The following is a 24081-nucleotide window of genomic DNA, read 5'->3' on the forward strand; positions in this document are numbered from 1 at the left end:
TAATCAAAAACCATGTCCGAAGTGCTCGTCTTGAACAGGAACTATTACGCCATACAAATAACCTCATGGCAGCGCGCCATCGGGTTGCTTTACGTGGAACACGCCGAAGTCGTCGACGAGGAATACCGCACTTACGATTTTAAGGATTGGCTGGAAATTTCCAGGATGATGGGAAACGGCGCTTCGAGTTTTGTGCGGACGCCTTCTTTCAGAATAGCCATACCCGAAGTCATAGCCCTCAAATTCTACGACAAGCTGCCGTCATCCGAAGTAAAGTTCACCCGCAAAAATATCTACGAGCATTATGCGCATAAGTGCTGCTACTGCGGCAAAAAATTTCCCACCAGCGGGTTAAACCTCGACCACGTCATACCCCGCTCCCGCGGCGGCAGGACGTCGTGGGATAATATAGTCACGTCGTGCGTTCGCTGTAATATAAAAAAAGGCAGCCGTTTTCCGGCCGAGGCAGGGATGAAGCTGCTTGTGCCGCCCTCAAAACCCAGATGGTCGGGAGCGCTCTCGCTGGCGATACGCGCCAACGTAAAAATAAAAACTTCGTGGCAGAAGTTCGTAGACAACGTTTACTGGAATATAGAGCTTGATAGGGATTGATCGACAATAATAAAATGCCCTGATTCGAGGCGCGGAGGAAATTGTGGACGAAACTAAAATTATTCTGAGTGAAAAACAAATCCCCGAGAAGTGGTACAACATCCAGGCCGACCTTCCGGAGCCGCTGCCGCCGGTGCTTCACCCCGGCACGCGCAAGCCGATAGGCCCGGCCGATCTGGCTCCGCTTTTTCCTATGGAACTCATCAAGCAGGAGGTCTCTACGGAAAAATGGGTGGCAATCCCCGACGAGGTAAGAGAGATTTACCGTTTATGGAGACCTTCGCCTCTGATTCGCGCCCGTCGTCTCGAAAAAGTTCTGGGCACTCCGGCGAAAATTTATTATAAATACGAAGGCGCCAGCCCCGCGGGTTCGCACAAATTAAATACCGCTCTGGCTCAGGCGTACTATAACAAGAAAGAAGGCGTAACGCGGCTTTCTACCGAGACGGGCGCGGGACAGTGGGGCAGCGCGCTGAGTATAGCGGCGTCATTTTTCGGCCTGAAGTGCACCGTCTATATGGTAAAGGTAAGCTACAATCAAAAACCCTACCGCAAAATAATGATACAGTCGTTCGGAGCGGAGGTATTCGCCAGCCCGTCGGACAGGACAGAATCCGGCCGTAAAATTCTGGCCGAGCATCCCGATACGTCCGGCTCGCTGGGTATAGCCATTTCGGAGGCCGTGGAAGACGCCGCCAGGCACGGCGACGTAAAATACGCCCTCGGCAGCGTTCTTAACCACGTGCTTCTGCACCAGACGGTCATCGGTCTGGAGGCGCAGAAGCAAATGGAAATCGCGCAGGATTATCCCGATGTCGTCATAGGATGCGTCGGCGGCGGATCGAATTTCGCCGGCCTGGCGTTTCCCTTTGTCGCGGACAAAATTTCCGGCAAAGCGAAAAATATCCGCCTGGTGGCCGTGGAGCCGTCGGCGTGTCCCACGCTTACCAGGGGCGCTTACGCTTACGACTTCGGCGATACGGCGGGACTTACGCCTCTCATAAAGATGTTCACTCTCGGCCACGCGTTTGTGCCGTCGGGGATACACGCCGGCGGATTGAGATATCACGGTATGGCGCCGCTGGTCAGCCATCTGCACAAATTAAAACTCATCGAAGCCGTGGCTTATTCTCAGAACCCCGTCTTTGAGGCGGCTCTGATTTTTGCCAGGTCCGAAGGCATAATTCCCGCGCCGGAAGCGGCGCACGCCGTCAAATGCGCGGTGGATGAGGCGCTGGCCGCCAAAAAATCCGGAGAAAAAAAGACCATTCTTTTCAATCTTTCCGGCCACGGACACTTCGATATGGCCGCTTACGACGATTATCTCGCGGGCAAACTCAAGGATATAGCGTTTTCCGACGACGAAATGCAGAAAGCGCTTAAAGACCTTCCGCGTATTTGACGTACCCGCCCAAAGGCGAAAGAGATAAAGCGTAAAGCGTGAATCGTGAAGTGTGAAGAGTCAAAAGAAAACTACTCTTCAACCTTTCCGCTTCACGTCTTTTGTTGCGAAGTTGTTACGAGCGGTTTGCGGCAAAGAACTCCGACATATGTTTGAAATTCTGAGCAAAAAAACTCTGGCCGACGGCATCCGCAGGATTGTCGTCAACGCTCCTTACGCGGCCCGCAAAGCTCGCGCCGGGCAGTTCGTCGTGATAATGCTTTCCGAGTACGGCGAAAGAATTCCCTTGACCATAGTGGAAACCGACGGCGATTCGCTGACGTTGATTTTTCAGGAAGCGGGCAAAACCACCATGGAACTCGGGGCGCTTAAAACCGGCGACAAGCTTGCCGATGTTTTGGGCCCGCTGGGGCAACCCACGGTTATAGAGGACTTCGGCAGGGTCATTACCGTCGGAGGGGGAGTCGGAGTGGCGGAGGTTTATCCGGTATCGAAGGCGCTTAAAGCCGCCGGCAACCGCGTAGTTTCCGTGATAGGCGCGCGCTCAAAAAATCTGCTCATACTCGAAAAGGAAATGCGGGCCGTAACCGATAATCTCTACGTTGCCACCGACGACGGTTCGTACGGAATCAAAGGAAACGTGGGCGACATTTTAAAAGACCTGATAGTAAACATCCGCCCCGATTTGGTCTACGCCATAGGGCCTGTCCCGATGATGCGGGCGGTGTCCGATATTACCAAAGTGCACGATGTTAAAACTCTCGTCAGCTTGAATCCCATTATGGTCGACGGCACGGGGATGTGCGGCGCCTGCAGGATAAATGTGGGCGGGCAAACCAGATTTTCGTGCGTGGACGGTCCGGAGTTCGACGCGCACGAGGTCGATTGGGACGAACTTTCGATGCGGCTGCGACTGTTCAAAATCGAGGAAGCCCGCTCGATTGACCACTATTGCCGTCTCAAAGCGCTTAAAACATCCAGGGAAAAGAACGTAAGCATAGAGTGAACCGACGATGAAACGAGTAGAAATGAAGGAGCGCGCCCCGCTTGAGCGCGCGAAGGACTTTAACCCCGTCACACTCGGGTACACCAAAGAGGAAGCCGTAAAAGAGGCGTCCAGGTGCATCCAGTGCAAAAACCCTCTGTGCGTCGAAGGGTGTCCCGTCGGTATACGAATTCCCGAGTTCATAAAAAAACTCTCGGAAGACGACTTCGCCGGAGCCGTTCGAGTGCTCAAAGACACAAATGATTTGCCGGCGATATGCGGCCGCGTCTGCCCGCAGGAGACCCAGTGCGAAGCGCGCTGTATCATAGGCAAAAAAGGCCAGCCGGTCGCCATAGGCGACCTTGAGCGTTTCGTCGGGGATTGGGCGATAGGCGCGGGAATGTCCGCCGGCGAAAGCGTTTCCAAACAAAAGAGACCCAAAGGCCGCAAGGCAGCCATAATAGGTTCCGGACCCGCGGGATTGACTTGCGCCGGCAATCTGGCTAAGGCGGGACTGGACGTAACGGTGTTTGAATCGCTCCATCTTTTCGGAGGGGTATTGCGTTACGGGATACCCGAATTCCGTCTGCCGGGCAGGATAATAGAATCGGAATTAAGATACCTGAAGTCGCTGGGCATAAACTTTGTTTCAAACGTCCTCGTCGGAAGAACTCTTACCATAGACGAGATAATGAAAGAGTACGGCCTTATCTTCATCGGTACGGGCGCGGGGCTGCCGAATTTTCTGGGCGTTCCCGGCGAAAATTTCAATCACATATATTCCGCCAACGAGTTTCTCGTGCGGTTGAATATGATGCACGCGTTCGATTTTCCGCAATACGATACTCCGATTTACATAGGCAAGAAAGTCGTGGTGGTGGGAGGGGGAAACACCGCCATGGATGCGGCCCGCTCCGCGCTGCGGCTCGGCGCCGAGGAAGTAACGCTCGTTTATCGCAGGTCGGAAAATGAAATGCTTGCCCGCCGTGTCGAAATCGCGCACGCGCGGGAAGAGGGCGTAAAGTTTATGCTTTTGACGCAACCCGTTGAATTTCTGGGCAACGAAAAGGGCTTCGTCCGCGCGATGGAATGCGTTAAAATGGAACTTTGCCGGCCCGACGACGCCGGACGATGTTCCGTAAAACCCGTCGCGGGATCCAACTTCATAATTCCGGTCGATATGGTAATCGTGGCGGTGGGGCTGCTGCCAAATCCCGTGGTTCCGTCTCTTACGCCGGAGCTTAAAACCGACGGGCACGGCTATCTTGTCGTGGATTCCGATTTAATGACCGCCGTGCCGGGCATCTTCGCGGGCGGAGATATCGTCGGTGGAGACACGGTGATAGAGGCCATGGGCATGGCCAAGAAAGCGTCGGAAGCGATGCTCAGGTATGCGGCCGATAAGTAGGATAAAAATGAAAAAAATAAAAAACGCCGCGGCGGATCGTCTTGTCCGTTTCAGCGTATCGCTGGAACAAAAACTGCTCAATGTCCTCGACTCGCACGTGCGTTCAATGAACTATCCCACGCGTTCCGAGGCGCTCAGGGATTTGATAAAAGAAATTGCGGTGGACAAGGAATGGACGGGGGGGGCTCGCGTGGCCGCCGTAGCCACGATAGTGTACGACCATCACAGGCATGCCGTCGTCGATAAACTGCTTGAAATACAACACGACGCGGGCGACGTTATAATATCGTCGCAGCACGTGCATCTTGACTGCGACAACTGTCTTGAAATAATCGCCGTGCGCGGACCCGCGTCAAAAATAAAAGATTTTTTCCGTCGTCTTAAAACCATCAAGGGCATAAAGCACGCGTCTTTGAGCAGAGCCACCCTGGGCTCGCAAATTCCCTGAAGATATCGTAATTGTAATTCCGGATTGTTGAAAAAGCCCAACAGTGTCACCCTGAACCTTTCGCCTTCTGTCATCCTGAGCGTAGCGAAGGATCTCGTCCTACTCAGGGCAGGCTCCGTGAAGGGTCTCGTTTGTCGTGACGCCGCCGAAGGACCCAGAATGACGCCGCCGAAGGACCCAGAATGACGCCGCCGAAGGACCCAGAATGACATCGCGAAGGACTCAGAATGACTAAACAAGGGTTTTTCAACGGCCTCAATATCTGACAACAGCCGTCCCCGCCTAATTCCCCGCCCACCGATGCTTCACTAAATAATGGATACATCGGAGGCGCGATTTTCAAGACGGATGCAAGGCGCGACGACGAAGGCGTATCCTCTGTGATACGTCGAGGAGGAGCAACGCGGCAGACGCTTGAAAGGCGCGCCTCCCCGAAGGGGCCGGCCGTTTTTGGGCTGCGACTTCGTTGCTCGTCGCTTGTGTAGCGCTGCGGCTACACCGCGCTCCTCGCTCCTTGTCTCGCTCCAAAACCGGCTCGGCCGCTGTATTCATTATTTAGTGAAGCATCGGTAAAGTCCGCCGGTCTTTTCTTTCTTAATCCGAAATAATATTCGATTGCGTCGAGAGTTCTTGCCGCCGCGCGTCCGTCGCCGTAAGGGCTTGCGCCGCGCGACATCGAGGCGTAGAGTTTTTTGTCCGATGCCAGACGTTTCATCGCCCCGCTCACGCCTTGATAGCCGTTGCCGGCAATAATGACCGCGCCGGCGGCCACGGCCTCCGGTCTTTCGGAAATATTCCGCAGCACAATCACCGGCTTTTTCAAAAAAGGCGCCTCTTCCTGAATTCCTCCCGAATCCGTCAGAACGAAATACGCTCCCGACATCAATTCGACCAGGGTGAAATAATCCACAGGTTCGATGAGGCGGATATTTTTGGAACCCCCGAGAATCTTTTTGGCGGCCGGGAGTATGTTCGGATTAGGATGAACGGGGTAGACGACCCGTATCCCGGAGTCGTTTGCAAAATCCCGCACGGCCGCGAAAATCTCGCGCAGCGGCCTGCCGAAATTCTCCCGCCGGTGGCAGGTCATAAGAACGAACTTCCCGGTGATATCCGGCAACAGCGAAGGCCGCTTTGATTTTTTCACCAGGGTCGCGGCCGTTTTCAGAGCGTCGATGACCGTGTTGCCGGTGGTGAAGATGCCGCGCGCGGCGATATTCTCCGCGAGCAGGGCATTTTTTGAGGCCTTCGTCGGAGCAAAGTGCAGTTCGCAAACGGCGTCGGTGAGACGTCGGTTCATCTCTTCCGGAAACGGCTGATAAATATTCCGCGTTCTTAAACCCGCTTCGACGTGGCCCGCGGGAATTCTGCGATAGTATGCCGCCAGAGTTGCCGCCAGAGTCGTGGTGGTATCGCCGTGCACGAGCACAAGGTCGGGTTTTTCCGCGTCCATAACTTTACCCGAGCGTTCCAGAACCGCCGTGGTTATATGCGTAAGGGATTGCGAGTCCTGCATTATGTCGAGGTCATAATCCGATTTGATCCCGAAGACCTTCATGGCGTCGTCAAGCATACGGCGATGCTGCGCTGTCACGCATATTACGCTTGAAAATCTATTTTTCCGTCGGGCAAGTTCGAGCGCTACCGGCGCCATTTTAATGGCTTCCGGACGGGTGCCGAACACGGACAATATTTTTATCCTGGCCTTGCGCGGCATATTTATTTCCTTATTATCGTCAAAATCACGGTTAAGTTGGCCAATATGAGCGTGACCACGTACATAAGAAGAACGACTTCCCGCTGCGTCCATCCGAACCCCAGAAACTTGTGGTGTATGTGTTCCTTGTCCGGCGCCGATAGTTTTACGCCTTTGCGCCATCGTCTGAAAATAGACAGGCATACGTCGAGTATAGGCAGCGCCACGACGGTAATGGGGATTAACAGCGACAGAAATGCGGTGCTCTTAAGCGTGCCGGTGGCGGATATCGCCGCAAGCATGAAGCCGAGCATAAGCGCGCCCGAATCTCCCATAAAAACTCTGGCCGGAGGAAAGTTATAGACAAGAAAACCCACTGCCGCGCCCGCCACGCCAAGGGACATCACCGCCGAAAGTGTGAGTTGCCTCGCCAGGTCGGCGTTGGCTCCTTTGCTCAGGATTACGCTCACGGCAAAAAATGAAGCCGCCGCTATGGCCACAATTCCGGCTGCCAGGCCGTCGAGTCCGTCGGCAAGGTTGATGGTGTTCATGAAACCGATTATCCAGATTACAGTCACTATCTGCTGAAGAATTTGCGGGAAAGCGACGGTTTTGTAGAAAGGTATCGTAAGCCCGAATATGCGCACGCCGAAATCCATCGCCACGTAGGCGGCGATTATCTGCGCCAGAAGTTTGGTGGCGGCGCGGATATTTTTTTTGTCGTCGATGGCTCCGGTGATGACCGCCGCCGTAGCGCCGAAAGCTATGCCGCGGAGTTGCTTTGACAAAAGCAGACCCTTGTAGTTATATGTAAGGAGTTCGCGGAAAGTGGGGAAGAGATAGAATGCCGCCGCGATACCCGACGCTATGCCCAGAAAAATTCCGATTCCGCCCCATCGGGGCAGCGCCAGCCGGTGCACCTTGCGCGCGCGGGGGTGGTCGAGCACGTCGAATTTTTTGGCCAGAATTATGGATACGGGGACAAAAATCACCGCTCCCGCGAAAGACGCCATAAATGTAGTCAGGTATAGGAGCATTTATTATTTTAACGTCATTGCGAGGAGTTGTAGGGGCGAAAAATCTTTCGCCCCTGCTTATTGAGATTGCCACGGCCATCAAGTTTGTAAACTTGATGGCCTCGCAATGACAAAAGTGTTTATGGACGCGTAATGAGAAAATTGAATCGAAACCGTGATTCTATTTCGTGCCGAACAGCCGGTCTCCGGCGTCGCCGAGCCCCGGTATTATGTAACCGTGCGAGTTTAAGCGTTTGTCGACGGCGGCAAGATAGAGCGGAACTTCAGGGTGGTACTTATGAACGACTTTGATTCCTTCGGGCGCCGCCAGTATTCCCAGATAAATTATTTTTTTGACGTTTTCTTTTTTCAAGATATTTATCGCCTCTACCAGCGAGTTGCCCGTGGCGAGCATCGGGTCCAGAAGAACCACCAGACGCTTGTCTATGTCGCGGGGAAGTTTTATGAAATAATCCACGGGCAGCAGAGTTTTAGGGTCGCGGTAAAGGCCTATATGACCGATGCGGCTTTGGGGCAGAAGCGGGTGTATGCCTTCGGCCATGCCGAGCCCCGCTCTGAGTATAGGAACCAGACATATCATTTTGCCCGACACTATTCGTCCCGGCGACATTCCAAGCGGCGTCTTTATTCTTACGGCTTTCGTAGCCACGCTGCGGGTCACTTCGTAAAACATCAGCGCCGACACTTCCTTGAGAACTTCGCGGAAATCCTTGGGACGCGTTTCTCTGTTCCTTAGGACGCTGAGTTTATGCTGCACAAGCGCGTGCTGGATAATTTTAAGATTTTTCATGTTCATTTTCATCCGTATTGGCCTCCGTCGCTAAATTTTAAGACGCGGATACAACGGGAACTTCGATACCAGCGCCCGCACGGTTTTTATCGCCCGTGATTTCTGCGCCGCCGAATCGTGTTTTTTAAGAAGAGACGCCATCGTGTCTCCTATTATTTCCATCTCCCGCTCTTTCATCCCGCGGGTGGTCAGAGCCGGCGTGCCCACGCGTATGCCGCTTCCGACGGCGGGATTTTCTTTATCGTAAGGAATCGAATTTTTATTGACGGTAATTCCGGCCGATTCGAGCGCGTTCTGCGCGTCCCTGCCGGTAAGCCCCACCGCGGTGACATCGACCATAAACATATGGCAGTCGGTTCCGCCGCTTATTATTTTAAATCCCCCGCGTTCAAGGGCGCCGGACAGAGCGCGCGCGTTGGCCAGAACCTGCCGCTGGTAGTTTTTGAATTTCCGACTCGACGCCTCTTTGAAAGCCACGGCCTTTGCGGCGATTACGTGCATCAGCGGCCCGCCCTGGGTTCCCGGGAATATCGTGCGGTCGATGTCCTTGGCGAATTTGTTTTTGCACAGTATGACGCCGCCGCGCGGCCCTCTCATCGTCTTATGTGTCGTAAAAGTGACGAAGTCGGCGCACGGCACCGGCGACGGATAGACGCCGGCGGCCACCAGACCCGCATAGTGGGCGATGTCGGCCATAAAATAGGCGTTGATGCTTCTTGCCACTGAGCATATCCGGCCCCAATCTATCGTGCGGGAGTACGACGAGGAACCGGCCACAATGAGTTTCGGCCGGTGTTTTACCGCAAGACGTTTTATCTCGGCATAGTCGAGCAGCAAATCTTTTTTGCGGAGATTGACCGGTATCACCTTGAAATATTTGCCCGAAAAACTCGCCGGATGTCCGTGCGACAGATGTCCGCCGTGCGCCAGATGCATTCCCATTATCGTATCGCCGGGATTGAGCACCGCGAAATACACCGCCATATTGGCCTGCGTTCCCGAGTGCGGCTGAACGTTGGCGTGCTCCGCGCCGAAAAGTTTCTTCACTCGCTCCCGCGCGATATCTTCCACTCCGTCGACAAACTGGCAGCCGCCGTAGTAACGGCGGCCGGGATAGCCCTCCGCGTATTTATTGGTAAGCGCCGAGCCCTGCGCGTCCATCACGTCCGTCGAAGTAAAATTCTCCGACGCTATCAGTTCAAGGCCGTCGCGCTGCCTGGAGAGTTCTTTTTTGATCAGCGAATATATCGCGGGATCGTTTTTTTTAAGCGTCATTTTTTATCATCCTTGTATTGAATCTCGCGCATCACTTCGGCCAAACGGTCTTTTATCGCCGCGAAAGTCGTACTGTATGCTTCGTCGCTCAGGCCTACGGGGTCGGGGATTTCGCTTTCGCCGCCCAGAAGTTTTATTTTTTCGCCGCGCCCGAAGAGTGTTTCCACCAGCAGTTTGTGGTGCGACTCCATCACATATACGATTTCGGCTTCTTCCACGTCGGACGCATCGACCACCGTGGAGACGTGCGCCTCGGCCGATATGCCTTCTTCGGCCAGCATGTTTTTTACTATGTCCGGCACGCGAAAGGCCTTCGATGCCGCGGTGCCGCGCGAGGAAACTTCAACATGGTTATCCCGACGGGTGTCCGCGAGCATTTTTCTGAGCATATATTCGGCCATCACCGAACGGCAGGTGTTGCCGGTGCATACGAACACGATTTTTCTCATGTTCTGTACGCCGCGTTGACTTTTATGTATCCCTCGGAAAAGTCGCAGGAAAAGTATTTCGCCTCTCCCTTGCCGGAGCCGATTTTTATGTTGATTTCGACTTTTTTTGCCGAAAGTATTTTTTTTGCGGCCGCTTCGGAAAAACTCGCGGGACGTCCGCGCTCAAAGACCTTTAAGCGTCCGAAGGCCACCGACGTGGCCGCCGGCGAAACAAGCGCGCCGCTGCGCCCCAGCGCGGCTACGACCCGTCCCCAGTTGGCGTCGCGGCCGTAGACCGCGGTTTTTACCAGAGGCGATTCCGCCACGCATTTTGCGGCGCGCGCGGCCTCGGAGTCGTTGCGCGCTCCGTCGACGTTTACGACCATAAGCTTTGTGGCGCCTTCGCCGTCCGAGGCCAGAGTTTCGGCCAGATGAACGCAGACCTTTCGGAGCGCGGCCGAAAATGCCGCGAAGTCGCGTCCGCCGTCGATTTTGCGGTTTTGCGCCGCTCCGTTGGCCAGGATCAGCGCCGTGTCGTTCGTGGACGTGTCTCCGTCGACCGTCAGACGGTTGAACGACGCGTCGGCGGCTTTTTTAAGCGCGCGCGACAGCGCGTTTTTCGTTATGGCGGCGTCCGTCAGTATAAAGGAAAGCATTGTGGCCATATTCGGGGCTATCATTCCGGAGCCCTTGGCGCAGGCCCATATTGTCGAGCGTTTTCCGCCGGACATAAACGTCGCATATGCCGACTTCGGGAAAGTGTCGGTGGTCATTATGGCTTTTGCGGCGGCGCCCGGGTCGTTTTTGCCGTCGAGGATTTTTTTTGAGAGTATTTTTACGCCTTTGCGGATTTTTTCAAGCGGAAGGAAATGCCCTATCACTCCGGTGGAAGCCACGAGCACTTCCGCGGGTTTTAGGTTTAAATATTCGGCAACCTCGCGCGATGTCGCTACGGCGTCCTTTATTCCGGCCGCGCCGGTGCAGGCGTTGGCGTTGCCGGAGTTGGCAATTATGGCGCGGCACATCCCGCCTACCCGCAATTTTGAGACGATGACCGGCGCCGCCTTGAAAATATTTTTAGTGAAAACGCCGGCCGCGCGGCAGGGCGCTTCCGAGTAAAAAAGCGCAAGATCTTTTTTGCCGGTTTTTTTTATGCCGCAGGCGGTTCCCGCCGCCGCGAATCCTTTGGGAAAAATCACAATATGCCCTCCGCCTCGTCGAGCCCGAACATTATGTTAAAGTTTTGCGCCGCCTGTCCCGAAGCGCCCTTGATGAGATTGTCGATTGCCGAAATTATAACGGCGCGGTTCGTCCTTGCGTCGAATCTGGCCGCTATGTCGCAGAAATTGGTGCCGACCACGGCTTTTACCGACGGCAGCCCTGTTTCGTCGGAAATTCTTATGAATTTTTCGCCTTCGTAAAATTCCTTGTAGAGTTCGGTAAGAGCCGCGGTGTCTGAGGGCTCTTTCATATCGATATAAATCACCGAAAGCATACCGCGTTCCACCGGCAATATCGACGGAGTGAAAGTAATCTTGATGTCTGTTCCGGTTATGGCGGAAAGCTCCTGCTCGATTTCGGGTATGTGCCGGTGCGCTCCGGCCACATTGTAGGGTTTATGGTCGGGGTGGTCTTTCTGAAAATACTGCGCGGCGAACTTTCTGCCTCCGCCCGATACGCCGCTTTTGGAATCCACTATTATCGACGATAGCACGCACGACCCGGCTTTTTTTGAAAGTAACGGCGCAAGACCGAGTATAGCCGTGGTGGGATAGCATCCCGGGTTTGCCGTTATCGCGGCGTTTTTTATATTTTCGCGGTTGAGCTCGCACATTCCGTATACCGCGCCGGACAGCAGATCCGCACGAGGGTGCTTAATCTTGTACCACTGTTCGTAGACATCCGCGTTTTTGAGACGAAAGTCCGCGCTCAAATCTATGACTTTAACGCCCTTCTCGGACAGTTCGGCGGCAAACGGCGCGGCCTCCGAATGCGGCAGCGCAAGGAACGCCGCCCGGCAGCGCGAAGATATCAGCGCGGCGTCGGCCGGTTCGCACACCAGTTCGCGCGACGACGTCAAATGCGGATATATGTCGCCCAGCTTTTTTCCGACGGTCGCGCCTCTGGCGCAGGCCGCCGCCAGATTTACTCCGGGATGTCTGGTAAGAATTTTAAGCAGTTCTTCGCCGGTGTATCCGCCTATGCCTATTACGGCCGCGTTAATCATATTTTTTCCTCTTCGTCTTTGACCGGCGTCTCGGCGCACGGCGATAATATCACTGTCACTTCGCCTTTGATATCGCGCCCGGAAATCTCCCGCGTTACTTCCGACAGCGTGCCCCTTATGAACTCTTCGTGGACTTTTGTCATTTCTCTGGCCACGCAAACGCGCGTAAGGTCGGGGGGGAACACTTCGGCGAGCGCATCAAGCGTTCCGGCCAGCCGCGCGGCCGACTCAAAAAAAACCACGCTCGTCCCGGACGCGGCCGCTCCGAGCATCTGTTTTTTTAACCTGCCGGTTTTTCGTTTCAAAAAGCCCACGAACACAAAATCTCCGACGGGCGCGCCCGACGCGCATACCGCCGCGGTAACCGCCGACGGACCCGGCACCGGCGAGACCTTTATTCCCGCCGCGATGGCCTCTTTTATCAAAAAAAATCCCGGGTCGGAGACCGCGGGCGTTCCTCTTGAGGATACCACCGCTATATTTTTGCCCTCTTGGAGCATCCTTACGGCGCCCGGCGTTTTTGCGCGCTCGTTGCCCGGAAACAAACTCTCCAGCCGCGCCGTGATGCCGTGCATGACCAGAAGCTTTCTTGTCTGGCGCGTGTCCTCGCAGAAGACGATGTCGGCGGATTTAAGAACGTCGAGGGCTCTGAGGGTTATGTCCCGCGAGTTTCCTATGGGAGTAGAGACGACGTGGAGTATGCCGCTCATGCCGTTTCGGCTTCTTCCGACGAAGCGATTGCCGCCGCGCCCACGGCGTCTTCATCGAGAATTTCTATGAATGCCTTTACGACTTTGGGGTCGAACTGGAATCCCGAACCCCGCTTGAGCTCGTTTATGGCGTGTTCTTTTGGCAGGGCCTTGCGGTACGGACGGTCGGAACACATAGCGTCGTAAGCGTCTATCACGGAAACTATGCGCGCGCCCAGCGGTATCTCCTCTTCCCTGAGTCCCTCCGGATAACCCTTGCCGTTGTACCATTCCTGATGATAAAGTATTATCGGCGCGACGGGATTTAAGAACGTGACCGGCGATATTATTTTATTGCCGATTGCCGGATGCCTTTTGATTATGTCCATTTCTTCCGACGTGAGTTTTCCCGGTTTGTGAAGTATGCTTTCGTTTATCCCTATTTTGCCTATGTCGTGCATAAGCGCGGCGTACTCCACGTGTCTGATCATTTCTCTGGGGAGATTGAGTTTTTTTGCTATCAGTTTCGCGTATTTTCTGGCGCGGTCGGCGTGCTCGTGAGTATAGGAATCTTTGGCGTCTATCATTCTGGCTATGGTTTCGACCATGTCCATATAGAACTTTTGAAGATTGGTGTAGAGCCCCACGTTTTCAAGAGTTATGGCGCCCACGTCGGCGAGTATCGTTATAAGGTGGATGTCGCGCTCCTCGAAGCCGCGCTCGTCGGGGCCGGAGGAAACATTGAGCACGCCCGTCACGCGCTCCTTGACTTTAAGAGGCACCGACAGGAAAGATTTTGACGGATAACGGACGTTCGAGGCCTTGAGAAAACGGATGTCGGTTTCGATGTTGTCGACGAAAAGCGGTTTGCCGGTTTTAGCCACACGTCCCGCTATCCCCTCGCCGAGTTTCATTTTGGTGGCGGCCACGACATTTTCGGGCAGGCCGATGCTCGCCGTGATTCTGAGTTCGTTAGTCTGAGGGTCTATGATCATAAGCGACCCGTTTTCGGAGCGCATCAGTTTGCAGGCGGATTTTATGATCAGTTCCGACAGGTCGGACTTCGACGCTGTGCCGGCGGCCGACATTCCGAACTCATGTATCTCCATAAGAAGCGCAAGGAGATTATCGAGGTCAGCGCGCTGGGTATTGAGTTGTTTTTGAAGTTTTTGGAGGGAATTTTTGAAAAAAACATCGGCCGCGCTTCGCGATTTTTTTTCGCGGCGGTAAGCCGCGAAAAGCCACACGAGCGCAACGGTGACCGCCATCAGGATGACTGAACTCGCTGTAGACATACCGTTATGGTTTTAGAACGCGAAATATTATATCATTTGAACCGAACGTTTCAAAACAATAAAAATATCCCAATATCCATGTATTTATGAAAACAGAGCGTTATCGCGGATTCGGAGGGTCGGGTTTTGAATTTTTCGTCGCCGAAGAAATCGGACGGACGATAAAATCCGCCGCGTCCGCGTCCGATAAATCCGACGGCGATGTTTTTCTGGCGATATTTCCCGAAGACCGTCTTGAAGCGGCGGCCCGGAACATCGGCGCTTTTTGCGGGTATCTGTGCGCCCCCGCCGACGCGGCGGTTTTTCCGTCGGAGGATTCCGGCCGGCGGCTTATGGTTTACGCGCGTATGGCGTCACGCGAGCCGTCGGGCCGGGCCCTCGTCGTGGTGACGTCGCCGGAAGCGCTGGCCGAAGCCGGTCCGTCGCGGAAAGATTTTGTCCGAGGCGGCGGCATTTTGCGTCCGCGCGGAAAATCCGCGGATTTGGCGGATTTGCTGTCTTCGTCGGGATACAAGCGCGTGGATTATGTGGAAAGCGCCGGGCAGTTCGCTATTCGCGGACAGATAACGGATTTCTGGAGCCCTTCGTCGGAACGTCCGGTGCGCGCCGTTTTCGACGGCGACATCGTGGAGCGGCTGCGTTTTTTCGACCCGTCGGAGCAAATTACCGTCGCCGACGCCCCCTCGGCCGAAATCGTGCCCGCCGAGGAAAGGCGTTCCACCGAACCCGCGATGTCCTGGTTCCGCGGCTGCCGCGCCGTCTTCGCCGTTTCGCGTCCCGCCGCATCCGCTGACGGCCCTCTGCCGCCGCAGGACATCGCCGCTCTGGCCGCATCCGCCGCGCCCGCGCGTTTTGTCCTGCACGACCCGTTCGACGGCGATTCGCTTGACGCGGGCTTTTTGTCGGCGTCCTTTTACGGCGGCGACGTCCCGTCGCTTGAGCGCGACATAAAATCTCTGGGCGCCGCCGGATACAAAAAAATCCTGTTCGCGCCGTCGCCCGGCGAAGCCGCCAGATTCGCGGAACTTTTGGAAATGGGCGCCGGCGGCGCGGGTAATTTTGAGATATTCTCCGGCAAAATAACCGAAGGATTTGTTCGCCCCTCCGGCAGGATATTTTTAATCTCGGCCGAACAGTTTTTCTTGCGTTCGGCCGCCCCCGCCCCGTTTGAAAAAATAAAAGCGCCCTCGCGCCGCGCCGAAGGCCTGTGGGAAATGGCCGCGGGTGATTTTGTGGTGCACGAGCGCTACGGCGTGGGAAAATACCGCGGTATCGTGACAATGGACGACCCGCCGCAGGAATTTCTGGCCGTCGAGTACAAGAGCGGCGACACCATATACGTGCCGGTGTACGATTTCGCGCGGATAAAAAAATACATCGGCGCCGAGGGTGTCAGGCCCAAAATTTCGGATCTCGACGCGCCGGGCGTATGGGCGCGTTCGCGGGAGCGCGCAAAGCGTTCCGCCGAAGTGTTCGCCGCGGAGTTGCTGAATCTTTATGCCGAGCGCGAGCGCGCCTCCGCCGCGCCTATGACGCACAGGACGGTCTGGGAGGACGAACTTGAGCAGTCGTTTCCGTTCGAGGAAACTCCCGACCAGAGCGAGGCCATAAAAGCCGCTCTTGCCGACCTCTCCGGCACCCGTCCCGCCGACAGAGTCGTTCTTGGCGACGTGGGTTTCGGCAAAACCGAGGTCGCTCTTCGCGCGGCGTTCAAAGCCGCGGTTAACTCCTGCCAGACGGCGCTGGTGGTTCCCACCACGATACTTGCGATGCAGCACTTCTCGCGTTTCTCGGAACGCCTGGCTCCTTTTCCCGTAAAAGTCGCCGCGTTGCACCGCTTTCAGTCGCCTTCCGAGCAGAAAAAAGCCGTCTCCGACATAGCGTCGGGGGCCGTAGACATAGTGATAGGGACGCACCGCATTCTTTCGTCCGACATCAGTTTCAAAAATCTCGGCTTGCTGATTATCGACGAGGAACACAGGTTCGGCGTGCGTCAAAAAGAAAAACTCCGCCGCTTCTCGAAAAACGTTCACACCATTCTTATGAGCGCCACGCCCATTCCGCGCACGCTCGGCGCGGCCTTAAACGGCATAAAGGATATTTCGATAATAGAAACTCCGCCCGCCGGCCGCAAGCCGGTGGAAACGATAGTGGCCCCGCGCTCGCCGCAACGCGCGCGCGAGGCGATAGTCAACGAACTCGCCCGCGGCGGCCAGGTTTTTTACGTGCATAACACGATAAAAGACCTGCCGCGAAAACTCTCGGAATTATCGTCGGAAGTGCCGCACGCGCGCTGGGGCGTAATCCACGGAAGGATGAAAGCCGAAACCGTGGAGAAAACACTCTACGAATTTTACGGCGGAAAACTCGACTGTCTGCTGTCCACCACCATAGTGGAATCCGGACTCGATATCCCTCAGGTCAATACCATGATCGTCGACGGCGCGCAGAATTTCGGCCTGGCCCAACTCTACCAGTTGCGCGGGCGCGTGGGCCGCGGCGACAAAAAAGCGTACTGCTATCTTTTTTACGACGACAAAAATCTCGCCCAGGAGGCCGCCCGCCGTCTCGACGCGCTCAGGGAGTTTTCTACACTGGGCAGCGGATGGCGTCTTGCCAGGAGGGATCTTGAAATTCGCGGAGCCGGCGCGCTGTTCGGATATCGTCAGCACGGTTTTCTGGCGTCCGTCGGGTTCGACCTTTACGCCAAACTTATTGCGGAAGCCGTCAGAAAGCTGGGCCGGAAGCCGTCCGCCGTCGAAGGCGTCCCCGCCGCGCGTCCCCTTGCGGACATTGAACCGGCCATAGACCTTCATCTTGACGCCCGTATTCCGCCCGCCTATGTCCCGGATGACACCATAAGAATATCTTTTTACCGCAGGTTCGTTTCCGCCGACGACGAGGATGAAATCACTTCCGCGCAGGACGCTCTGAAAGACCGGTTCGGCTCTCTGCCGCGGGAGGTTTTTGAAGTTGCGGAGGCGGCCCGCCTGAGATTGTTTATGCGTCGCAAACTTATTTTGGCAGTCCGCCCGTCCGGCGGCGGGTCGGAAACCGAAATATGCTTTTCCGAAGGCGTACGGATAGAAACCGCCGGAATCAGGGGGCTTATCGATGCCTTCGGAGGACACGTCAGGTTCGCCGCCGACTCCAATACCATCATCGTGTCGGCCGCGCCGCCGCGCACGGCGGCCTCCGCGCGGGCGTTATTGGAAAAGGTAAGTAAATTTGCTACAATCGAAAACTGTTAATTTTTGACTATAACGAGTATTTATATCGTCTGATAACGTTGTTTCGGAGGATACGATGAAAAGAAAAACCGCCCGCTTCGCTTTTGCCGCCGCCGTGCTGCCCCTTGTACTGACATTCGCCGGATGCGGCTCCGACAAAGTCATAGCCAGGATCGGTTCGGAAAAAATTACCCGGTCCGAATTTGAAAAACGACTCGCTTCCGTGCCCCCGTCATACGCGCGCTATCTCGACTCGCCGCAAGGCCGCAAGCAGTTTCTGGATCTTATGGTCAGAGAGAAACTCGTAGTGTCCGAGGCCAAAAAATCCGGCATATCCAAAACAGATGAATATAAGGAAACCGTCAAGCGCTACGCGGACGACGCCCGCCGCCGCATAGAGGAAATGAAAGATACTCTCTTGATGGAGGGTTTTTTAAGCAAACTTCACGGCCAGATTCTCAACCCCTCGGAAGAGGACGTAAAAAAATATTACGATGAAAACAAGGCCGATTTTACGCGGCCGTATGAGATGGGCGTCGCCCATATAGTGCTTCTTGACGAACAAACCGCCGCTGAAACCCTGGCGCGTCTGCGCCGCGGCGAATCGTTTGAAAAACTTGCCGAGAAAATATCCGTTGACCCGACTTCGTCGTCGCGCGGAGGTTTTTTGGGCACGGTAAAGAAGGGCGAACTCGCTCCCGAGCTTGAAATAGTCGCCCGCAAACTTTCCGTGGGCTCCGTCTCATCCGTTGTAAAAACGGAATACGGCTGTCACATAGTCAAAAAAACTTCCGAAAAGTCGCTCCCGCCCGTAAAATTCGAGGAAGCCAAGGAAAATATAAGAAGGATAATGATGAAGACCCGCCTCGACGAATGGGTCAAGGCCGCTATGGCTAAGAAGAAAGTCAAAGTAAATTATGAACTCGCCGAGAAAGCGGCGAAAATATCGGGCGGCATCACGGACGGCGCCACGGAGGAAGTAAGATGAAATTCTCGGCATATTCTGACATTAAAGCAGTTTTTATCGCCATCGTCGCGGGAGTGATTCTCGCCGGCGCGTCCGCATTTGCGAAAACCGTAGACAAAACGCTGGCTCTTGTTAACAACGAAGCGATAATGCTTTCGGAATTCGACAAACTCGCCGGCCCCATGCTCGACAGCTTCCGCCTGCGCGGCGCCGAGATGACCGCCGAAGAGAAAGAGAAGATAAGAAAACGCATTCTCGACGATATGATAGACAAAAAACTCCTCGCGCAAGAGGCAAAGAAGCAGCGCATAGCCGTTACCCGCCGCGAGATTGAGCAGGGTATCGATCAAGTCAAGAAGCGCTTCCGTTCGGAGGATGATTTCCGCGACGAGCTCAAGAACCAGGACCTGACGGTTAAAGCGTATGAAGATAGAATCCGACAGGATCTTATGGTTATGCGGCTGATAAAGAACAATGTCGAGGCCGCAGTGGAGAGACCGACCGAAAAAGAGGCCGCGGAACTTTTTGAGAAAATCAAAAAAGTAGACGCCGAAAAGATAGCCAAGGACGACAAAGCCACCGACGACGACAAAGAGTTCGCCTTCATAGCGCGGCTTCTTGCGCGCGAAGCCCAGGAGAAAGTTCACGCCCGCCACATACTGCTTATAGTCGATAAAAACGCGCCGCAAAAAGAAAAACTCGAGGCGCTCACCAAAATCCGCGACATCCGCAAACGCATAACCGACCGCAAATCTTTTGAGGAGATGGCCCGCCTGTACTCGGAAGATCCGGGCACCAAAGACAGGGGCGGGGATTTGGGCTACTTTACCAGGGGAGATATGGTGCCTGAATTCGACAAGGTCGCTTTTTCTCTGGATGTCGGCAAAATTTCCGATCCCATATTCACGGATTTCGGCTACCACATAATATACATCGAAGGAAAACGCGCCGGGCGGGAATTAGCTCTGGACGACGTCAAAAACGACTTGCTCGATTTCCTCACGCAGAAAAAAGCCACCAAAAAATACGAAGAGTACCTATCGTCGCTGCGGAAGAAAGCCAATATAAAGATTAACCCGTTTTAACGCCTCTTTCTTAATGACTAAACCCCGCCTTGCCGTTACCCTCGGCGATCCTTCCGGCATCGGTCCGGAAGTCGTTGCCGCGGCTCTTGCCCGTCGCGATGTGTCGACGAGCGCTCGCGTAGTTCTTGTGGGAGACCCCGCGTTTGTCAGGAACCGCGCTCCATCCCTTCTTCGTTCCGTTGAATTTCTTAAAGTGCCGGCTCCGTCGGGAATAGTCGCCGGCCGGCCTTCCCGGGCCGCGGGCATAGCCGCCATAGAGTCGCTCGCTGCCGCCGTAACACTGGCGATGTCGGGCGCCGTCGACGGTATAGTCACCGCGCCCGCTTCCAAAGTATCGCTGGCGCTGGCCGGCTCAAAACACACGGGACACACCGAATTGCTGCGCGAGGCCGCAGGGGGCCGCCATGTCGAAATGATGATGACCGCCGGAAACATCAGAGCGATACTTCTTACAAGGCACATTCCTCTCTCGGCGGTTTCGCGCGAGATTTCAGCAAAAAAAATCATCGCCGCCGCTCGGCTTTACGCGGACATATTCGGCAAATCGTCGCGCTTGTGCGTTTGCGCCCTCAACCCCCATTCCGGCGACGACGGTCTCATCGGCTCCGAAGAAACCCGAATCATCACTCCTGCCGTGCGACGTCTTGCCGCGTCGGGTTTTCGCGTTCGCGGGCCGCTATCGTCCGACACGGCATTTTCAAACGCCGCGGCCGGCGAGTTCGACGCGGTGCTGGCGATGTACCACGACCAGGCGATGATACCGCTTAAAGTCCTGTACCCGCGTTCCGTCGTCAACGTTACGCTCGGACTTCCTTTCGTGAGGACATCGCCCGGACACGGAACCGCCTGTGACATCGCAGGATCGGGCGTGGCCGACGAATCGCCGACCGCCGAAGCCATAAAATTCGCCGCGCGCAACTGGCGGCTGTTCCGTCGGTAGAAATGCGCCGAACATGACATATACTGTTGAAAAAGCCAAAGAAAAGGGCGACCAAGGCCGCCCCTACGCGCAGGGGCATGCTTGTCTGCCATCTTAAAATAAAAAGAGTTGTAGTGCAGCGCGAACTTTTAAAGCCTGCCCTGAACTTGATTCAGGGTTCGCTTCCGTCAAAACGAGAATAAATCCTCGCGTTACATTTGGCTAAAAATAGGTTTTTCAACAATTTCATTATGGAAAAAATAATCGACATAAAAAATTCGCCGCGCGCCGCTCACTTCGCTTTTTTCAACGACAAGGATTACCCTCTCTATAATTTATGCGTTCCCGTCGATATGACAAATGCTTTGGCCTTCGCCAAAGCGGGCGGGTTGTCGATTTTCAGGGTCATACTCTACACGGCGACCCGCGCGGCCAACGACGTTCCCGAATTCAGAAGAAGGATACGCCCCGTCGATACCGTGGTGGAGCACGATGTCGTTCATCCGTCTTTTACGGTGATGGCGCAGGAAGACGTGTTCAGTTTCTGCACCGTCGATTACAATCCGGATTTCGCGGTGTTTTCCGGCAACGTGGAACGCGGGATGTCCGAGGTAAAAAAAGACGTGGTTATCGCCGACGACCCCGCGCGCGACGATTTTCTTTTTATCACAAGCATACCGTGGCTTTCTTTTACGGCGTTCGTGCATCCCGTGCACATAAAAAAGGTCGATTCCGTCCCGCGCATAGCGTGGGGAAAATATTATTCCGACGGTAACGGGTTCAAACTTCCTTTTTCCGTTCAGGTGCATCACGCCCTTGCCGACGGAGTGCACGTGGCTAAATTCTTTGCGGCGCTGGAGGGTTATTTCAGGTCTCCGGAAAAGATTTTTGTGGCAAAGACAGCTTAGTACAAGGTATAAATATGTCGATTCTTAAAATCAGGGAATATCCCGACAAAATATTAAAGAAAAAATGCCGTCCCGTCGCAGTTATCGACGAATCCGTTAAACGCCTGATAGCCGATATGCTGGAAGTAATGTACGCCCGCGGCGGAGTGGGGCTGGCCGCCAACCAGGTCGGCCGCGAAGTCCGCGTCTGCGTGATCGACGTGCGCGGCGACGGACAGAAAAAGCCGATGGCGCTGGTCAATCCCAAAGTAACGCGCAGAAAAGGCCGCGTCGTCAGCGAGGAAGGATGCCTGTCCTTCCCGGGTGTTCTGGCCGATGTGCGCCGCGCCGAGCGGATACACGTGGAGGCGCTCAACGCCGACGCTATGCCGGTGGACTTTGAGGCGTCGGGAATGCTTTCGCGCGTCATACAGCACGAAACAGACCATCTCGACGGCAAAACGTTTTTAGACCGTCTGCCGCTGCACAAAAAACTCAAGGCGTATTACGTGTACCGGACGCTTAAAAAAGCCGCCGCGGATAAATAATGAAAATTGCCTTCTTCGGCACATCCGACGTAGCCGCGCGATTCTTCGCGCATCTTATGTCGTCGTCCGACGTCAATGTGGCGGTCGTTGTCACGGTGCCGGACCGTCCCGCCGGACGCGGAATGAAAATGTCGCCGCCGGCGGTCAAAGAAGCGGCCGCCGCCGCGGGCGGAATAAAGATATTTCAGCCGGAATCCGCGTCGTCGGCGGAATTGGCGGCGGGACTGCGGGGGATATCGCCGGATTTGGGAGTGGTCGTATCGTACGGCAAACTTATTCCGCGCGAAGTAATCGACATCCCCCGTCTCGGTTGCGTCAACGTTCACTTTTCGCTCCTGCCGCGATATCGCGGCGCCGCCCCCATACAGTGGGCGCTCATCAACGGCGACACGGAAACCGGCGCAAGCGTTTTTATGCTGGAAGAAAAACTCGACACCGGCCCCATAGTGTCTCAGAGAAAAACTCCCATTTCCGTCGACGATGATTTTTTTACCCTTCGCGACAAACTCATAACCGACGGCAAAGCCGCGCTCGGCGAAGCGATTCGTTTTTTGGCTTCCGGCGCCGCGTCGACGCGCCCTCAGACGGGCGAGCCGTCTCTCGCGCCCGCTCTTAAAAAAGAAGCCGCCCGGATAAAATGGTCCGCCTCCGCCGCCTCGCTCGGGAATCTCATTCGCGGAACGCTTCAGTGGCCCGTCGCGCGCTGTCTGCTGCCCGACGGCAGGACGTTAAAAATCCTTAAAGCCCAAACCGTAGAAACCTGCGACGGCTCCGGCGGCAAATGTCCCGTCCGCGTTTCGCCCGGAATGGTTACCGGGCTGGCCGGGGGGGAGGGCTTCATAGTCGCCTGCGGCGGGAGTTTTTTGAAAATTCTTGAAGTCCGTCCCGAAAATTCCCGCAGTATGAGCGCGTGGGATTTTACTCTGGGACGCGGTGTCAGACAGGGGGACATTCTGGGATGAATACGGCCACCATCCGGTTTCTGGCCGGCATATTTCTTCTTGTCACCAACCAGGCGGTGGGCTGGGGCGGGATGCTTTTGTTCGGAAATCTCGCGCGCCGGACCGGCCGCCACACGTACTATTTCTTCGGTCTGAGCGTTTACATAATTTCATGGATAATGCTTTTGGCGGGCGTCTATCTCGTCGGTGTGGCTCAGGCGCTGGCAGTTATGCGTTATCTGCCCGACTGGGTAGTCGCGTTGGCCGTCGCGGGGGCGGCGGTATCATATTATTTCTGGAGAAGACGTGCCCGCAAAAAGGCCGCATCCGATGAAATTGGAAACGAATAGCGCAATCCGCGCAGCCGCCGGCGCCGCGCGACGGACATCGTCCGAGGCATACTTTGTCGGGGGGTGCGTCCGCGACGCCGTTATGGGCCTGGCCGTCAAAGACATCGACGTAATGGTCGTCGGAAATCCGTCCGAATTCGTCGCGGACATTGAAAAAACGCTGGGATTAAAGGCAGTCCGCCACGCGCGGTTCGGCACACACGTTTTTCCCGGTCTCGACGTCGCGTTGTCGCGCAGCGAAGTTTATGAAAACCCGGGCGAGCTCCCCAAGGTGCGTACGGGTGTGTCCGTCGAGCGGGATCTGGCGCGCAGGGACTTTACCGTAAACGCGATGGCTCTGGATGCGTCGTCGACGGACGGCGATTTGTCGTCGCCCGCCGGAAAGATAATAGACCCCTTCGGCGGCGGAAAAGACATCGAGCGGGGTCTGCTCAGGGCGCTCCACGAAAAAAGTTTTTTCGACGACCCCACCAGAATAATCCGAGCGGCCCGTTTCGCCGCCCGTTTCGCTTTTTCCGTGGAAGAAGCGACTTTGTCTCTTATACGCTGCGCGCTGGACTCCGGCGCGGTCGGGACGCTGTCGGCGGCGCGTATCGGAAAAGAATTGGAGTTGCTTTCGCGCGAGCCGGAGCCGCTCAATGCGTATGCGCTGCTTGATTCCTGGGACGCGGCAAAAGATTTTTTCCCCGAATTTGATAATCCCGCGCCGCCGTCCGGCTTTTTGATAAAATACAACATACCCCGCAGCCGGCAAAAAAATGTTCTTGATTTTGTCGGGAGATTACGCGGCAAAAATCCCCCTGTGTCCCCCTTTAAGAAAGGGGGAAATTGACGATATTTCTGTGTGGCGGTAAGTTACCGC

The 24081-nt window shown here is 55.3% G+C and carries 23 protein-coding genes; 14 read left to right on the forward strand and 9 right to left on the reverse strand.

The genetic code is table 11. The features are described 5' to 3' along the window. The first annotated feature begins 12 nt into the window (after nt 1-12). From CVU77_03625 to CVU77_03645, 5 genes are all read left to right on the forward strand, one after another. Nucleotides 13-612 carry an HNH endonuclease gene (locus tag CVU77_03625; protein PKN01608.1) on the forward strand — a complete coding sequence of 200 codons (600 nt, stop codon included), beginning with the start codon at nt 13-15 and terminating at the stop codon, nt 610-612. Nucleotides 613-655: 43 nt separating this feature from the next. Continuing rightward, a complete protein-coding gene (locus CVU77_03630) occupies nt 656-2014 on the forward strand; it encodes a TrpB-like pyridoxal phosphate-dependent enzyme (GenBank protein PKN01609.1) in 1359 nt (452 codons plus the stop codon). Nucleotides 2015-2162: 148 nt separating this feature from the next. Beyond that, a complete protein-coding gene (locus CVU77_03635; GenBank protein PKN01610.1) occupies nt 2163-3020 on the forward strand; it encodes a ferredoxin-NADP reductase in 858 nt (285 codons plus the stop codon). A 7-nt stretch (nt 3021-3027) separates the two neighbouring features. After that, nucleotides 3028-4407, forward strand: a complete 1380-nt coding sequence (gltA, locus tag CVU77_03640; protein PKN01611.1) for a glutamate synthase (NADPH), homotetrameric — start codon at nt 3028-3030, stop codon at nt 4405-4407. Nucleotides 4408-4414: 7 nt separating this feature from the next. Continuing rightward, complete coding sequence (locus tag CVU77_03645; GenBank protein PKN01728.1) at nt 4415-4855, forward strand: nickel-responsive transcriptional regulator NikR; 441 nt, start codon at nt 4415-4417, stop codon at nt 4853-4855. Nucleotides 4856-5348: 493 nt separating this feature from the next. Here CVU77_03645 and CVU77_03650 read toward each other — a convergent pair whose 3' ends face one another. From CVU77_03650 to CVU77_03690, 9 genes are all read right to left on the reverse strand, one after another. Beyond that, nucleotides 5349-6554, reverse strand: coding sequence for a UDP-N-acetylglucosamine 2-epimerase (non-hydrolyzing) (locus CVU77_03650; protein ID PKN01729.1), 1206 nt, complete (start codon nt 6552-6554; stop codon nt 5349-5351). A gap of 20 nt (nt 6555-6574) precedes the next feature. Continuing rightward, complete coding sequence (locus CVU77_03655) at nt 6575-7588, reverse strand: undecaprenyl-phosphate alpha-N-acetylglucosaminyl 1-phosphate transferase (protein PKN01612.1); 1014 nt, start codon at nt 7586-7588, stop codon at nt 6575-6577. 160 nt (nt 7589-7748) lie between these two features. Further along, the gene (locus CVU77_03660) at nt 7749-8378 is read right to left on the reverse strand and encodes a uracil phosphoribosyltransferase (GenBank protein PKN01730.1); all 630 of its coding nucleotides are present in this window, start codon (nt 8376-8378) and stop codon (nt 7749-7751) included. A gap of 30 nt (nt 8379-8408) precedes the next feature. Then, nucleotides 8409-9653, reverse strand: a complete 1245-nt coding sequence (gene glyA, locus CVU77_03665) for a serine hydroxymethyltransferase (GenBank protein PKN01613.1) — start codon at nt 9651-9653, stop codon at nt 8409-8411. After that, nucleotides 9650-10102 carry a hypothetical protein gene (locus CVU77_03670; GenBank protein ID PKN01614.1) on the reverse strand — a complete coding sequence of 151 codons (453 nt, stop codon included), beginning with the start codon at nt 10100-10102 and terminating at the stop codon, nt 9650-9652. Before CVU77_03670 ends, glyA begins: the two co-directional genes overlap by 4 nt. Then, entirely contained in the window at nt 10099-11283 is a 1185-nt protein-coding gene (locus tag CVU77_03675) for an ornithine acetyltransferase (GenBank protein ID PKN01615.1), read from the reverse strand. The genes CVU77_03670 and CVU77_03675 overlap by 4 nt, the downstream gene beginning before the upstream one ends. Further along, complete coding sequence (locus CVU77_03680) at nt 11277-12308, reverse strand: N-acetyl-gamma-glutamyl-phosphate reductase (protein PKN01616.1); 1032 nt, start codon at nt 12306-12308, stop codon at nt 11277-11279. Before CVU77_03680 ends, CVU77_03675 begins: the two co-directional genes overlap by 7 nt. Beyond that, on the reverse strand, nt 12305-13018 hold the full coding sequence (rsmI, locus tag CVU77_03685; protein PKN01617.1) for a 16S rRNA (cytidine(1402)-2'-O)-methyltransferase: 714 nt from the start codon (nt 13016-13018) through the stop codon (nt 12305-12307). Before rsmI ends, CVU77_03680 begins: the two co-directional genes overlap by 4 nt. Continuing rightward, on the reverse strand, nt 13015-14292 hold the full coding sequence (locus tag CVU77_03690) for a hypothetical protein (GenBank protein PKN01618.1): 1278 nt from the start codon (nt 14290-14292) through the stop codon (nt 13015-13017). The genes rsmI and CVU77_03690 overlap by 4 nt, the downstream gene beginning before the upstream one ends. Nucleotides 14293-14378: 86 nt before the next feature. Between CVU77_03690 and CVU77_03695 the strand changes: the two genes are divergently transcribed. From CVU77_03695 to CVU77_03735, 9 genes are all read left to right on the forward strand, one after another. Beyond that, entirely contained in the window at nt 14379-17543 is a 3165-nt protein-coding gene (locus CVU77_03695; protein PKN01619.1) for a hypothetical protein, read from the forward strand. Nucleotides 17544-17598: 55 nt separating this feature from the next. Next, on the forward strand, nt 17599-18510 hold the full coding sequence (locus CVU77_03700) for a hypothetical protein (GenBank protein ID PKN01620.1): 912 nt from the start codon (nt 17599-17601) through the stop codon (nt 18508-18510). Then, entirely contained in the window at nt 18507-19574 is a 1068-nt protein-coding gene (locus CVU77_03705; GenBank protein ID PKN01621.1) for a hypothetical protein, read from the forward strand. The genes CVU77_03700 and CVU77_03705 overlap by 4 nt, the downstream gene beginning before the upstream one ends. Before the next feature lie 13 nt (nt 19575-19587). Continuing rightward, nucleotides 19588-20514, forward strand: coding sequence for a 4-hydroxythreonine-4-phosphate dehydrogenase PdxA (pdxA, locus tag CVU77_03710; protein ID PKN01622.1), 927 nt, complete (start codon nt 19588-19590; stop codon nt 20512-20514). Nucleotides 20515-20711: 197 nt separating this feature from the next. Continuing rightward, nucleotides 20712-21401 carry a chloramphenicol acetyltransferase gene (locus tag CVU77_03715; GenBank protein PKN01623.1) on the forward strand — a complete coding sequence of 230 codons (690 nt, stop codon included), beginning with the start codon at nt 20712-20714 and terminating at the stop codon, nt 21399-21401. Nucleotides 21402-21415: 14 nt separating this feature from the next. Beyond that, entirely contained in the window at nt 21416-21928 is a 513-nt protein-coding gene (gene def / locus CVU77_03720) for a peptide deformylase (protein PKN01624.1), read from the forward strand. Beyond that, nucleotides 21928-22890: a methionyl-tRNA formyltransferase gene (locus CVU77_03725; GenBank protein ID PKN01625.1), complete on the forward strand. Its 963-nt coding sequence runs from the start codon at nt 21928-21930 to the stop codon at nt 22888-22890. The genes def and CVU77_03725 overlap by 1 nt, the downstream gene beginning before the upstream one ends. Next, entirely contained in the window at nt 22887-23219 is a 333-nt protein-coding gene (locus CVU77_03730) for a hypothetical protein (GenBank protein PKN01626.1), read from the forward strand. Before CVU77_03725 ends, CVU77_03730 begins: the two co-directional genes overlap by 4 nt. After that, nucleotides 23200-24051 (forward strand): hypothetical protein, encoded by an 852-nt coding sequence (locus CVU77_03735; protein ID PKN01627.1) that lies wholly within the window; start codon nt 23200-23202, stop codon nt 24049-24051. Before CVU77_03730 ends, CVU77_03735 begins: the two co-directional genes overlap by 20 nt. Nucleotides 24052-24081 lie beyond the last annotated feature (30 nt).

Source organism: Elusimicrobia bacterium HGW-Elusimicrobia-1 (genome assembly GCA_002841695.1).
Lineage (GTDB): Bacteria > Elusimicrobiota > Endomicrobiia > PHAN01 > PHAN01 > PHAN01.